Annotated in this window: 13 protein-coding genes; 8 read left to right on the top strand and 5 right to left on the bottom strand. The window is 63.5% G+C overall.

Annotated features, from left to right (window positions below):
* Positions 1-143: 143 nt before the first annotated feature.
* Genes FHP89_RS01690 through pedF form a run of 4 tightly spaced genes read right to left on the bottom strand, consistent with a single transcriptional unit; the run spans position 144 to position 2,928 of the window.
* The gene (locus FHP89_RS01690; protein ID WP_144176871.1) at positions 144-668 is read right to left on the bottom strand and encodes a cytochrome b; all 525 of its coding nucleotides are present in this window, start codon (positions 666-668) and stop codon (positions 144-146) included.
* Complete coding sequence (locus tag FHP89_RS01685; RefSeq protein ID WP_144176869.1) at positions 665-1,615, bottom strand: beta-propeller fold lactonase family protein; 951 nt, start codon at positions 1,613-1,615, stop codon at positions 665-667. Before FHP89_RS01685 ends, FHP89_RS01690 begins: the two co-directional genes overlap by 4 nt.
* A 40-nt stretch (positions 1,616-1,655) precedes the next feature.
* On the bottom strand, positions 1,656-2,507 hold the full coding sequence (locus FHP89_RS01680) for a substrate-binding periplasmic protein (RefSeq protein ID WP_144176867.1): 852 nt from the start codon (positions 2,505-2,507) through the stop codon (positions 1,656-1,658).
* Entirely contained in the window at positions 2,497-2,928 is a 432-nt protein-coding gene (pedF, locus tag FHP89_RS01675) for a cytochrome c-550 PedF (RefSeq protein WP_144176865.1), read from the bottom strand. Before pedF ends, FHP89_RS01680 begins: the two co-directional genes overlap by 11 nt.
* Before the next feature lie 297 nt (positions 2,929-3,225).
* Between pedF and FHP89_RS01670 the strand changes: the two genes are divergently transcribed.
* On the top strand, positions 3,226-5,238 hold the full coding sequence (locus tag FHP89_RS01670) for a sigma-54-dependent Fis family transcriptional regulator (RefSeq protein ID WP_144176863.1): 2,013 nt from the start codon (positions 3,226-3,228) through the stop codon (positions 5,236-5,238).
* A gap of 29 nt (positions 5,239-5,267) precedes the next feature.
* Here FHP89_RS01670 and FHP89_RS01665 read toward each other — a convergent pair whose 3' ends face one another.
* Positions 5,268-6,281: a helix-turn-helix domain-containing protein gene (locus tag FHP89_RS01665; RefSeq protein ID WP_144176861.1), complete on the bottom strand. Its 1,014-nt coding sequence runs from the start codon at positions 6,279-6,281 to the stop codon at positions 5,268-5,270.
* Positions 6,282-6,627: 346 nt separating this feature from the next.
* Here FHP89_RS01665 and FHP89_RS01660 point away from each other — a divergent pair, with 346 nt between their 5' ends.
* From FHP89_RS01660 to FHP89_RS01630, 7 genes are read left to right on the top strand one after another with little or no spacing between them, the layout of a single operon-like run.
* Positions 6,628-7,779, top strand: coding sequence for an amine dehydrogenase large subunit (locus FHP89_RS01660; RefSeq protein ID WP_144176860.1), 1,152 nt, complete (start codon positions 6,628-6,630; stop codon positions 7,777-7,779).
* On the top strand, positions 7,779-8,330 hold the full coding sequence (locus FHP89_RS01655; protein ID WP_144176858.1) for a MauE/DoxX family redox-associated membrane protein: 552 nt from the start codon (positions 7,779-7,781) through the stop codon (positions 8,328-8,330). Before FHP89_RS01660 ends, FHP89_RS01655 begins: the two co-directional genes overlap by 1 nt.
* A complete protein-coding gene (gene mauD, locus FHP89_RS01650; RefSeq protein ID WP_144176856.1) occupies positions 8,327-8,935 on the top strand; it encodes a methylamine dehydrogenase accessory protein MauD in 609 nt (202 codons plus the stop codon). Before FHP89_RS01655 ends, mauD begins: the two co-directional genes overlap by 4 nt.
* 28 nt (positions 8,936-8,963) lie before the next feature.
* Positions 8,964-9,494 (top strand): methylamine dehydrogenase light chain, encoded by a 531-nt coding sequence (locus FHP89_RS01645; RefSeq protein WP_144176854.1) that lies wholly within the window; start codon positions 8,964-8,966, stop codon positions 9,492-9,494.
* Between the two features lie 7 nt (positions 9,495-9,501).
* Complete coding sequence (locus FHP89_RS01640; protein WP_144176852.1) at positions 9,502-9,945, top strand: c-type cytochrome; 444 nt, start codon at positions 9,502-9,504, stop codon at positions 9,943-9,945.
* Positions 9,946-9,979: 34 nt separating this feature from the next.
* Positions 9,980-11,356 carry a DUF1329 domain-containing protein gene (locus FHP89_RS01635; RefSeq protein ID WP_144176850.1) on the top strand — a complete coding sequence of 459 codons (1,377 nt, stop codon included), beginning with the start codon at positions 9,980-9,982 and terminating at the stop codon, positions 11,354-11,356.
* 15 nt (positions 11,357-11,371) lie between these two features.
* Entirely contained in the window at positions 11,372-13,153 is a 1,782-nt protein-coding gene (locus FHP89_RS01630; protein ID WP_144176848.1) for a DUF1302 domain-containing protein, read from the top strand.
* Positions 13,154-13,168 lie beyond the last annotated feature (15 nt).

Below are 13,168 nucleotides of genomic sequence, written 5' to 3'. Positions count from 1 at the left end.
CCGAGCCGCGCATTCAATTTTTTGATCGTACTTCGGCCGTCGCTGGCAGGCGGTTGACGTAGCGGCCACAAGACTTGCACGGCACACCTGTTCCGAAATGGAGCAGATGTGCCGTTTCGATGCACATGTGTATCGCGAGGTGTTCAGCGCCTGGCCGGCAGCATCCGTTGCAAAGTGCCGTCCCGACGTACGGTGTGACGAATGGCAGCAGCCACATGCAGCACGATCAGCGCGATCAGCGTCCAGGCCAGATATTTGTGGGTGGTGCTGAACAGCGCGTTGAGTGATTCATCGGGCCAGCCGGCCTTGGGTATTTCGACACCAAAGAACTTGAGCGGGTACTTGGTGAAATTGACCGAGGTCAGCCCCATGCACGGCACCACCACCAGCAGCACATACAGCAGGTGATGCGCGGCGTTGGCCAGGCGTGTTTCGATGGCGGTCAGCACCGGGTTTGGCGGCGGGCGGTGGCCGATGCGCCAGCCCAGACGCACAAAAACAAGCATCAAGGCCAGCATCCCGAAGGATTTGTGAATGCCGATCGCCCAGCCGCGCTCCGGCCCCTTGGGCAGATCCGCCATCCAGAGCCCCCAGCCAATCAGCCCGGTCACAAGCACCGCCATGAGCCAGTGCAGGCCCATGGCAACGCGGCTGTAGCGCGGGCTCATCGGATCACCACACCCCAGGGGAAGCTGCCGACCGGAACGTCCTTGATCGCCTTGAGGCTGGCGGTGTCGATCACGGTGACGGTGTCGGAGCGGCCGTTGGCCACGTAAAGCTTGGCGCCGTCGGGCGTGATCGCCATGTTCCACGGGCGCTTGCCGACCGGGACCGTGCCCACCACGGTGTTGGTCGCGGTGTCGATGGCCATGACCGTGGCGTCCTTGCCATTGGAGACGTACACCCGCTTGCCGTCGGGGCTGATGGCGATGCCGTTGGAGAACTTGCCGGCCGGGATGCTGGCGATCACGGAGTGGGTGGCGACGTCGATGGCGAACACCGTGTTGCCGATCTCGCAGGCCACATAGGCGCGGCTGCCGTCGGGCGTAAAGCCGATGCCGCGCGGACGTTTGGCGACCGGAATCTGCGCAACCTGCTTCATAGCGGCGACGTCAATCACGTCGACCTGTTCGGCGTCTTCGGCGCTGGCGTAGAGCCATTTTCCGTCGGGGCTGAAGACGGCGTGCTCGGGGTTTTCGCCCTTCACCTTGATGTGCGCCAGCGTCTTGCCGGTGGCCGCTTCGAGCAGGGCGACGCTGTTGTCTTCTTCAACCGCCGCGGCCAGCAGCTTGCCGTCGCGAGAGATGTACAGGCCCTCGGGCGAGTCGCCGAGTTTCCAGCTGGCAACGGGTTTGCCGCTGGCCAGATCGACCACGACGAGCGATTCGGTCGGCGAGTCGGTGAGGTACAGCCGGCTGCCGTCGGGTGCGATGGCGATGCCGCGCGGCCGCTCGCTGATCTTCAGCGTGGTGGTGACGGTGTCGGTGGCGGTGTCGATGACGCTGACGGTGCCCGATTTTTCGTTGGGTACGTAGGCCAGTGGCGCGGCCAGAACGGCGCCGGCAAAGCCGCAGAGCGCCAGGGTCAGTGCTGATTTCAGTGTTGTTTTACGCATGGGTGTCTCCTCGCCGATGGTCATGCCATCGATTCTGTGGTCAGGGGGTTTGGTGAGTGATGCCGTGTTCTTTGAAGATGCGCGCGAGTGTGCCGTCACGCTGGATGTCGATCATGGCCTGTGAGAGCGCCTCGGCCAGCACCGTGCTGTCTGCCTTGACGGCCATGCCCAGCGACCAGCCCTTGATGCGCAGTTCCGGCATCGAGACGGGGCCGACATCAATGTTCCCCGGCGCGCCCAGCGCACCCTCGATCTCGGCGCGAGAGGCCATCACCGCGGCAATGCTGCCAGCCTTGAGCGCGGCGACGGCGTCATTGACGGTCTTGAAGTGCACCACGTTGTCGCGCAGCCGGCCATTGAGCACGCCGAGCAGGAAGTCGTCGGCGAGGCTGGCAGTTTCGACGCCAACCTTTTCGCGCGTGAACACCTCCAGCGCCGTGGCGGCCGAGCCTTTGACCGGCGGTACACGTGCCGGATCGCGCGCCACGGCAAGCGATTCGAGGTGGTAGGGTGCGAAGATTCGCACTTTGTCGTTGAGTTCAGCCAGGCGCTGATCCACCGGTACATGCAGCATCACGTCGCCGGGGCGGGTGCCCAGGTAGTGACCTTTCCAGACCATGTTGCGCAGGTCGTCGTTCATGTCCTCGTCGGCGGTGACTTCAACCACATCGGCGGTCAGGCCCATGCGCTTGGCCAGCTCGCGGCCGATGGCGATGTCGACGCCCTTGCCTTTGGCGGAATAGGGCGGAAAGTCGGCATACACGGCAACGCGCAGGCGGCCCGGCTGCTGGATTTCCAGCGCGTCGGCGGCGGTGGCGTGGCTCAGGCTGGCCGCCAGGCAGGCGACAGCGGCGAGCGATCCGAGAGCGATGCGGCGCAGATTATTCTTCATGGACAGTCTCCAACCAGGCACGAATCGACCACATGGCTTCTTGTTGCAGAATACCTTCGAACGGGGGCATGTAGACTTTGCCGTTGCGGGTGGCGCCATTGCGAATGCGCTGCATGAAGATCTCATCGCCTTCCATGCCCTCGGGCAGCATGCGGAGGTCAGGCGCGATACCGCCGGAGATGCCGCCCAGGCCGTGGCAGCGCGCACAGTTCTGGTTGTAGGCGGAGTCGCCAATGCGGATGGCTTCCTTGTCGCCCCGGTAGGGGTTCTCGGGCAGCCAGTCGGCGCCGAGCGACTTCAATGTGCTGGTATCGACGGCTTGCGGTGTCACGTCGCCGTGTGCAAGGGCTTGGCCCGAGACGCCGAGGGCGAGGATCACCGCAGCGTGGCGCAAGGGACGGAGAGTGGGCAGGTAAGGCATGACGGGTTCCTCTATCTTGGTTGAGTTCGATCCACTGCTCGAGGGCAGGGGGTGAGCTCTCCCCCGCAAAGGCTGTGCCAGTTGCTTTCACGGCGCGCTCATCCCAAGCGGAAGCGGCTGATAGCGCCGAAGCGACGGATGGTCAGCCTTTTGTCAGTGTTCGCTGGCACACTAGTTGCGTGATAGGTGACACATGGATCTGCCCAGCGTGCTCCAGCTTGGAGCAGTTGCTACGTTGAGGAACAGGTCCGCATAACTATCAGAAAAATAATAATAAATAGCTGGATGGAGGAGACGATGGAGAATCCGCTGCAATCAGTGGAGCACCGCGATGTCCGCGTTCGCGACGCTCGCACGGCTTTTTTTGAACAAGGTGCGCCGGCCGACGCGCTGGTGCCAGTGGTGGGGCCGGTGGCCAATTCCTGGTCGCGCTGCATACAGGTCGGGCTGGAGGCGTCGGCGCATTCTGCTGGCGTGGATCCGGTGTCCGACAGCCAACTGCGCGAGACGCGCGATCGCAATGCGTTCTTGCTCTCCCATGCCCGCGGCGTGCTCAGTCATCTGTATGAACAAATCCGATCGACTGGCAGTGTGGTGATTTTGTCCGACGGCAACGGACTCGTGCTCGAAGGCATGGGCGATGCCGACTTTGTCAGCCGCGCCGATCAGGTGGCGCTGAAGGCTGGCGCCCAGTGGGCCGAGGGGCTGCGCGGCACCAATGCCATCGGCACCGCGATTGCCGAGCAACGCCCTGTCGAGGTGGTGGGCGCCGAACACTTCTTCGATTGCAACGCCTTCCTCACCTGCAGTGCGTCGCCCATTTTTGATGCCGGTGGTCAGTTGATGGGGGTGCTCGATATCTCCGGCGACTCCCGCTCACACGAACGGCACACGCTTGGCTTGGTCCGCATGTCCGCTCAGTTGCTCGAAAAGCGGCTGTTCGAGGCGGAGTTCGGGCGCGAGATTCTGGTGTTTTTCCATCCGCGCATGGAATACGTCGGTTCCTTGCAAGAGGGGGTGCTGGCCTTCAACCAGGGCGGCGAGTTGCTGGGGGCCAACCGCTGCGCACTCGAGCTGCTCAAGCTCACACGCAACATGCTGCGCCAGCTCGATTTCGGCCTGTTGTTCGATCAGAATTTCGGCGTTTTTGTGGATCGGAGCATGCGTGATCCGCATGCCTTGTCGTCCCTGCCGCGCCGCCATGGCGAGCGTGTGTATGCCCGCATGAACATGCCTGCGGCGCTGATGCCTGCCGCCCGTTCCGCGCCGCCGCCCGCCCCCGCGAAGATTGCCGCGGCACCCGTGCGAACGCGCAAATCGGCCTGCAGCGATGGCCGTGTCAGCTTTGACTGTCTCGATACCGGTGACGCGCGCATGGGCGCAGCGATTCAACGCGCCACCCGCATGGTCGGCAAAGACATTCCGCTGTTGATTCTCGGTGAGTCCGGTGTGGGCAAGGAGATGTTCGCCAAGGCCTTTCATGATGTCGGCCCGCGGCGCAGCGCGCCTTTCGTGGCGCTCAATTGCGCGGCCATCCCCGAGAACCTGATCGAGTCCGAGTTGTTTGGCTACCTCGGTGGCGCATTTACCGGCGCACGCAAGGAAGGCTATACCGGCAAGATCCAGCAAGCCTGCGGCGGCACCTTGTTTCTCGACGAAATCGGCGATATGCCGCTCAACCTGCAGGCGCGTTTGCTGCGTGTGCTGCAGGACCGGGTCGTGACGCCGCTCGGTGGCGCCAAGCCGGTGCCGGTGGATGTGTCGCTGGTGTGCGCGACCCACCGAAATCTGGTCGACGCGGTCAAGACAGGCGCCTTCCGTCAAGACTTGTACTACCGGGTCAACGGGCTCACGGTCACCTTGCCGTCGTTGCGAGAGCGCACGGACATCCGCGCCATCGTCGCCAACATCATCGCGATTGAAACCGACGGCATGCGCGATATTGCGGTGTCGGAAGAGGTGCTGACCTTCTTCGAGCGCTATCGCTGGCCGGGCAATATCCGCCAGATGCACAACGCGCTGCGGGTGGCGGTGGCCTTGCTCGATGACGATGAAGATCTGATCGACTCCACCCATTTGCCTGAAGAGCTTTTCGCCATGGAAAGCGATTCCGACGAACCCGTTGAGCGGGCCGAGCCACGGCCGCGGCGCATTGATGTGGCGCCTCTGCAGGGGGCCGAGTCGCTCGAAACAATCGAAAAACGGGCGATCGAGCAGGTGCTCGAAGAGGAGGGCGGCAATGTATCCGCCGCCGCGCGGCGGCTGGGGATCAGCCGCAATACCTTGTACCGGAAGCTGGGCCGGATGTAAGGCCTTGCCGTGTGGCTTTGATCGTGTCGCTATGCGCCTATCAAGCCGCCTGATCGCGCCTTGTTGAGTGTTTCTGACGGAAGTTCGCCGAACATCGCCTTGTAGTCTGCCGCGAAGTGCGACAGATGCCAGAACCCCCACCGGGCGGCGATGTCGGCGACGGATTCCTGTTCCGGACGGCGTCGCAGTTCGCGCCGGGCGCCGTTAAGTCGCATGGCGCGCAAAAAGCTGACCGGGTTGAGGTCCAGCACATCCTGAAAGCTGTACTGCAAGGTGCGCCGCGACACATTCAATTCCTGGCACAGATCGGCCACGGTGATCGGATCTTCGATGTGGGCGCGCATGTACTCGCGTGCCCGCTCGACGATCTGAACCCGGGATGTCGAGGTGGTGCTCGGACGCGTGGCGTCACTTTCATTGGCGATCGACGCCAGAAGGCTGCTGTAGATGGCTTGTTCGATGGCTTTTCGCATCTGCGCGTGATTGGCCATGGCCGGCGCGGCATTGATCGACGCCAGCACGGTGAGCAGGAAACTGCGCAATTCGGCGACTTGCTCAGGCGTGTTGGGCAGAATCCGGCGTGAGCCCAGCAGCGCCTCCAGATCCAGGTGTTCAACCTGCATGGCGTACTGGTTCAGGGCGTCGGAGTCCGCCGTGACGGCGACGATGTCGAGCATGTTCGGCGTGCGGAAATTGAGTTCGGCGCCGCCGCGCAAGGTGAGGATGGAGTTCTGATCGAACACCTCGCCGCAGTACCAGCCCAGTCCGTCCATTTCGACCGGAATTCCGAACGTTCGTGAGCCTTCCCAGGCGACGCCGCCCTCGTGCACAGACTGATTGGTGCGCTCGCGAAACACCTGCACATTGCCGAACCAGGCTTCCTCCAGCCGGCCTTCGAAACGGCCCGCCGACAGTTGCACGTAATGCTGTTTCCAGTGTTGCAGGTTTGAGGCGTGATCGTCCGCGTCGAAGCTGGTGACTTCGCTCACGGTGCAATGCGGGGGCAGGGCGCCGGCAAGTGCCGCTTCCCTAAGGTCCGTCATGGACTATCTCCTTTGGCTGGCTCGGGCGTTCTGCGACGCCTCTTTTTTAAGCTAAGTCAATTTCGATGTGTCGTGCAAGATTTTTCGATGTCCCCCTTTGTTTTCCTGCAAATGCTGCAGTGCACTAGTAAAAATCCTTTTAGTACAGACAGTTGCGGAACTTGCGCATTGCCGAATTGGGATAACGGCCTGCGCCCTCCCGGTCACAAGATGCGTCCAACCCGCCGCCAGAGCGCCTGCTCCGGACGGCAGGGATGCCCCGACGATTGCGCGTCGGGGACACCAGGACAACGGGCCCCGACACACAGAGCGATCGCCGGGCGCCCCATCGACAAGGAGGTTTAACGTGGTTCGACACACCCTGAGTGGACTCGGCCTCTCGCTGTTGCTGGCGCTGTCCAGCACAGCGGCGGTCGCCGAGATCGCACCCGAAATCATTTCGGTCAAGCCGCTGGCGCCAGCCAATCCCTACCGGATCTATCTGTCCGATGTATCGATTGACCACATCGTGGATGGCCGCCTGCATGTCATCGATGGCGAGCGCAATGCCTACCTTGGCATGATCGCCACCGGTTTTGCCGGGCAGTCGATTCTGTCGCCCGATCGCAAGACGATCTACGTGGCGACGACCTACTACTCGCGCCTCAACCACGGCGAGCGTACCGACGTGGTCGATATTCACGACACCGAGACGCTGGCGAAGACGGGCGAGATCGTGATCCCGCCGCGCCATGCGCAGGCACTCAACTACAAGGGCATCATCCGACCGTCCAGCGATGGTCGTTGGCTGTATGTGCAAAACGCGACGCCTGCGACCTCGGTGACCATCGTTGATCTTCAGGCCGGAAAGCCGGTGGCCGAGGTGGCCACGCCGGGGTGCTGGATCGTGTTGCCCGCGCAAACCGTGCCCACCCGCTTCTCGACGGTGTGTGGTGACGGCACGCTGCTGACCATCTCGCTCGACGCCGAGGGGCGGCCGACCACGCAGAAACGCAGCGAGAAGTTCTTTGACGCCGACCGCGATCCGATCTTCATCCACGGCGAGCAGGACGGCGATACCTACCGCTTCGTGTCCTATCTGGGCGATGTCTATACCGCACACCTGGGCGGCGAAGAGGCCCGCTTTGACGCGCCCTGGCCGCTGGTGAGTGCGGCCGAGCGCAAGGCTGGCTGGCGTCCCGGTGGCTACCAGGTGATCGCCCAGCACAACGAGAGCGGGCGGCTGTTTGTCGGCATGCATGCCGGCGGTAAGGACGGCAGCCACAAGTGGCCGGCCAAGGAAATCTGGGCCTTTGATCTCGCGGCCAAAAAGCGGGTGGCCAAGGCACCCGGCAGTGATGCCATCGCCATCGGTGTCAGCCGCGGTGCGGCGCCCAAGCTGTTTGCTTACGACGGTGTGAAAGGCGGCATCGCCACCTACGACGCCGACGGCAAGCTCAAGCTGTCCGGACGCATGGAAGGTGTTGGCGAGACGCCGACGCTGATGGAGCTGCAGTGATGGACGCGCTGCTGATTGACCCGGTGCTGGCGCGGGCTTGTGGTTCGGCGCTGGCGGTGATCCTGCTCCTTGGTGCGTGGCAGAAGCTGCGCGACATGGCGGTGTTCGAAGCGGCGGTCGAGCTGTACCGATTGCTGCCCGACCGGATGGTGCCGCTGTTTGCCCGTGCGCTTCCGATGCTGGAGGCAGCGGCCGGTGCGGCGCTGCTGCTCGAATCCACCCGCGGCATCGGTCTGGTGCTGGCGCTGGTGGTGCTCGGCATCTCGACCGGCGGGGTGCTCATCAACTTGCTGCGTGGCCATACCGACATCGACTGCGGTTGTGGCGGGGCGGACGGCAACACCCGTTTGTCCTGGGCGCTGCCGGTGCGCAATGCGGTGCTGATGCTGCTGGCCGTGGCCGGTGCGCAAGCCGGCCTGGCCCGACCGCTGGTGTGGGTCGATTTCATCACTGTCGCCGGCGGCACCCTCGCGCTGCTCGGCATCTATGCCGCGGGCAACCAACTGCTCGCCAACCATCCCCGACTGATGCAATTGAGGAACGGATCATGAACGAAGCCCTGATGATTTCCAACGCGCTGCTGTGGGTCGCCGTACTGGCCGCACTGATCGGGCTGTTTGCCCTGGCCCGTCAGATCGGTGTGCTGTACGAACGCGTCGCGCCGATGGGCGCGCTGATGATCGACACCGGGCCGAAGGTCGGCGAGCCGGCCCCGAGTTTCGAGCTGCCGACGCTGACCGGCAACGCCCGGGTGCGCATCGGCGGCGCGGCCGACAAGAGCACGCTGCTGTTCTTCCTGTCGCCGACCTGCCCGGTGTGCAAAAAACTGCTGCCCATCCTGCGCTCGGTGAATGAGACCGAACGCAGCTGGCTGCGCGTGGTGCTCGCCTCCGATGGCGAGCAACCCGAACACCTGGCCTTCTACGAAAAAGCGGATCTCAAGCCGTTTCCGTATCTGCTCTCGCAGGACCTGGGCATCGGCTTCCATGTGGGCAAGCTGCCCTACGCCGTGCTGATGGATGAGCAGGGACGGATCACCGCCAAGGGCCTGGTTAATTCCCGCGAGCAGCTCGAGAGCCTCTTTACCGCCAAGGAACTGGGCGTGGCCTCGGTGCAGGACTTTATCGACCACCAGCACGACCATCAGCGCGCCTGAGCCCGGTCAATCCCAAGGAGACATGACAATGAAATGGTTTGACGACCTCTTTGAGCGCAAGACCCGGACGGTCGCCCAGCGCTCGTCACGGCGCGGCGCGCTCATCCGCATCGGCAAGCTGATGGTGGGCACGGCCTTTGTGCTGCCGGTGCTGCCTTTCGACCGGACCGCGCAGGCCGCGGCCGGCCAGGCCCACAAGGCCAAGGGCGCGGCCGCCGGTGAGACCGATTGCGACTACTGGCGTTTCTGCGCGCTCGATGGCTTCCTGTGCGCCTGCTGCGGCGGCAGTGCCTCGACCTGCCCGCCGGGCACCGAACCATCCAAAGTGGCCTGGGTCGGCACCTGCCACAACCCGGAGGACGGCAAGGACTACCTCATCAGCTACAACGACTGCTGCGGCAAGACCGCCTGCGGACGCTGCCTGTGCAACACCAACGAGCGCGAAATGCCGGGCTACCGGATGGGTCTGCACAACGACATCAACTGGTGCATGGCCAACGATTCGTCGATGTTCCACTGCACCACCGGTGTCGTGGTCGGCATGGCGGACGGGAGCTGAGGCGGCCATGAAAACCCGCCTTGCCGCCACCGTCCTCGCTGCCCTGCTGGGTGCTGTTCCGGCGCTGGCGCATGCCGGCCCGGACGGCAAGGCGCGGGCGCAATACATCCTCGGCTGCGCGGGCTGCCATCAGGTGGACGGCAGTGGCGTCTCGCGCAGCGGGATCCCGACCATGCGCAATCAGCTGGGCCACTTTCTGAGCCTGCCCGATGGACGTGCCTTTCTGGTGAAGGTGCCGGGCACGTCCAACTCGGCGTTTTCCAATGCCGACGTCGCGCGGATGCTGAACTGGATGGCGCACGAGTTCTCCGAAGCCACCTTGCCGGCCGACTTCACGCCTTACACCGAAGCCGAAGTGGCGGCCTACCGAAATGCACCGCTGGACGACGTGCCAGGCGCACGTGCGGCCATCGTCGCGCAGCTCGCCGCGCGCGGTGTCGTCGTCGAATAACACAACCAACCTTTAAAAAAGGGGAGACAAGTCCATGAAGCAATCCATCAAGAGGACGCCGCGCTGGAAGCATCTCGGTCTCGGCGTATTGGCATCGATGACCTTTTCGGCCTACGCCGCGGTGAGCGAGCAGGACGCCGCTCGCCTGGGCGCCGAACTGACGCCCTCCGGCGCCGAGAAAGCCGCCAGCAAGGACGGCACGATTCCGGAATGGAAGGGCGGCATGAGCACCGCGCCCGCCGGCTGGAAGCCCGGCCATGTCGACCCCTTTGCCGCCGACAAACCGCTGTACTCCATCGATGCCAGCAACGTCGATCAATACAAAGACAAATTGCCCGAAGGGCAGGTGGCGCTGATCAAGGCCTACAAGGGCTACCGGATGGATGTGTACCCCACTCGGCGCAGCTGTACCTTCCCCGGTTGGTTCCAGGACCAGACCCGCAAGAACGCCACGCATGCCGAAACCACCGAAGACGGCTGGAAGCTGGCCAAGGCGTTTGGTGGCGGGCTGGCCTTCCCGATTCCGAAGACGGGTTACGAGGCGATGTGGAACTTCAAGACCCGCTACGTCGGCTATGCGCGTCGCCAGCAGATCTCGGCCGTGCTGCCCGAAAAGGACGGCAGCTACACCGAGAACAAGCAGTGGTTCTACGACTGGTATCCGTTTGCCGACCCCAAGATGCAGAGCCCGCAGGAGGTCAGCTCGGTGGAGTCCAAGCAGATTTATGAGCTGCTGACGCCGGCCTCGCGGGCGGGTGAGGTGTATCTGATCCACACCTTCCACGACCAGCCTTCGGATGCGTGGATCTACTTCCCCGGCCAGCGCCGGGTGCGCCGCGCGCCGGCCTTTGCCTATGACAACCCGATCGCCGGTTTCGACAACCTGTACTTCGTCGACCAGATCAACATGTTTTCGGGCGCGCTCGACCGCTACGACCTGAAGCTGATCGGTAAGAAGGAGATGGTCGTCCCGTACAACTCCTACAAGCTGATCGACAAGAAAAACAAGATCAAGGATCTGATCAAGCCGGACTTCATCGACCGCGACAAGATGCGCTACGAAGTGCACCGCGTGTGGGAGGTGGAGGCCACCGTCAAGTCCGACAAGCGTCACTCCTTCGCCAAGCGCAAGTTCTACTTCGATGAAGACTCCTGGGCGCTGCTGCATGTGGATATGTACGACGCCAAGGGCAACCTCTGGCGTGTGCAGGAAGGCAGCCTGTGGGCCTCGCCGGACATCCAGGCCTGCGTGACCTTTGAGCAGCAGATGTACGACCTGGTGGCCCGTCGCTACGCGATGGACAACTGGACGCAGGAAGGCGACGTGATCGAGCTCGAAGCCGCCAACCGCGAGAAGTACAACGACAGCTTCTTCAGTGCCGGTGCGATTCGTCGCATGGGCGAGCGCTAAGTCGGAGGTCATCAGATGAACACTCAACAACACAAGCCTGTGTCCGCGACCGGGCGCGTCTCAACCGTCACCGCGGCGGTCGCGCTGGCCTGCCTGAGCTTTGCCGGCAGCGCGCATGCCTTCCGCTTTGGCGAGACCGATGGCCTGCGCGGCAGCTTCGATACGACCTTGTCTTTCGGCGTCATCAGTCGGGCCTCCAACGCCGACTGCCGCATGATCGGCAACGACAACGGTGGCTGCAACAACGGCACCAATAACGAGTTGCAACGCAAGCAGGGCAGCAACGGTTACGCCAACGCCGACTTCAATTACCTGAACTTCGACGACGGCAACCTCAACTACAGCAAGGGCGACATGGTGTCCGCCGCGCTCAAGGGCACGCACGACATCTCGCTGCGCTACCCCGGCGGCTGGAGTGCGCTGGGCCGGGTCACCTGGTTCCACGACTTCCAGGCTGACCAGACCCGTCGCACCGGGGTGACCGAATCCTCGGCCACCGGCCAGGCGTCGCTGCTCGATGCGTGGATCGCCAAGGAGTTCGACCTCGGTGGCGAAACCGCCAAGGTGAAGCTGGGCAATCAGGTGCTGTCATGGGGCGAGGACATCTTCATCCTCGGCGGGGTGAACCAGATGAACGCGCTGGACATCCAGAAATTCCATGTGCCGGGCACCCAGCTCAAGGAGATCTTCATCCCTGCGCCCATGCTCTCGCTGGCCGCCGGATTGGGCAATGGCTTCAGCATGGAGGCCTATTACCAGTTTCGCTGGAACAGCTTCAAGTTCGACCCGGTCGGCACCTTCTTTTCGGGCGCCGACGTGGTGGGCAAGGGCAACCGCATGGCCTACCTGCCGACCTCGGTGTGTAACGACTTCGGCCTGACCGGCCCCTGCGGTGACCAGACCGGGCTGACCGACGCGGCGCGCATTGCCAACGGTAGCGGTATTCCCTACCTCGGTCAGCGCGAGCCGAAGAACAGCGGTCAGTACGGGGTGAATTTGCGCTACTTCGCGGAGGAGATCGATACCGAATTCTCCTTTGTCTATCAGCGCTACCACGACAAACTGCCCTTCCTGGGCTTCACCGGCACCAGCGCCGGTTCGGTGACCGGCTACTTCCTGGCCTATGGCGAAGACCGCGATCTGTACGCCGTGGCCCTGAACACCAAGGCCGGCCCGGTGGCGGTGGGGGCGGAGTTGTCCTACCGTCCGCGCGACAGCGTGGGCGTCGATCCGACCGTGCCTTTCGGCGCGGCGCTGGGCGGCGGTGCCTTCGACAAGAACAGCGTGTACGACGTGGGCTCGCACCCCGGCTATGTCGAAGAAGAGAAGTGGCAGTTCCACCTGACCGGCTTCTACACCTTCGGCCACAACGACCCGCTGGGCGGGCTGGCCAAGGCGCTGGGCGCGGCGGACGGCTTCATCCTGGCCGAGGCGGCGGTGGCGCATTACCCGGGGCTCGACCGTAGCGGCAAGATTCCGTACTTCCTGCCCAACTACGCGCTGCCCGATCGCACCTCCTGGGGCTATGTGACCGAGATCGGTATCAACTACCCGAATGCCTTCGGTTCGGGCATCACGCTGACGCCGCAGATCGACTGGTATCACGACGTGTCGGGCACCAGCCCGAACACCATTCCCTTCGTGGCCGGGCGTCGGGCGGCTGCACTGTCGCTGTTGTTCAACTACCGCGACAGCGTCAAGGGCTCGATTCAGTACGTGAATTTCTCGGGCGGCGGCGCGAACAACCTGGCGCGTGACAAAGACTTCTTCGGCGCCAGCATTTCCTACTCGTTCTGATGCAGCAAGCCGGGC

The organism is Denitromonas ohlonensis, assembly GCF_007625205.1.
In the GTDB taxonomy this organism is placed as follows: domain Bacteria; phylum Pseudomonadota; class Gammaproteobacteria; order Burkholderiales; family Rhodocyclaceae; genus Nitrogeniibacter; species Nitrogeniibacter ohlonensis.
Note: the sequence above shows the minus strand (reverse complement) of the source record. Positions and strands in the feature narration are given on the sequence as shown.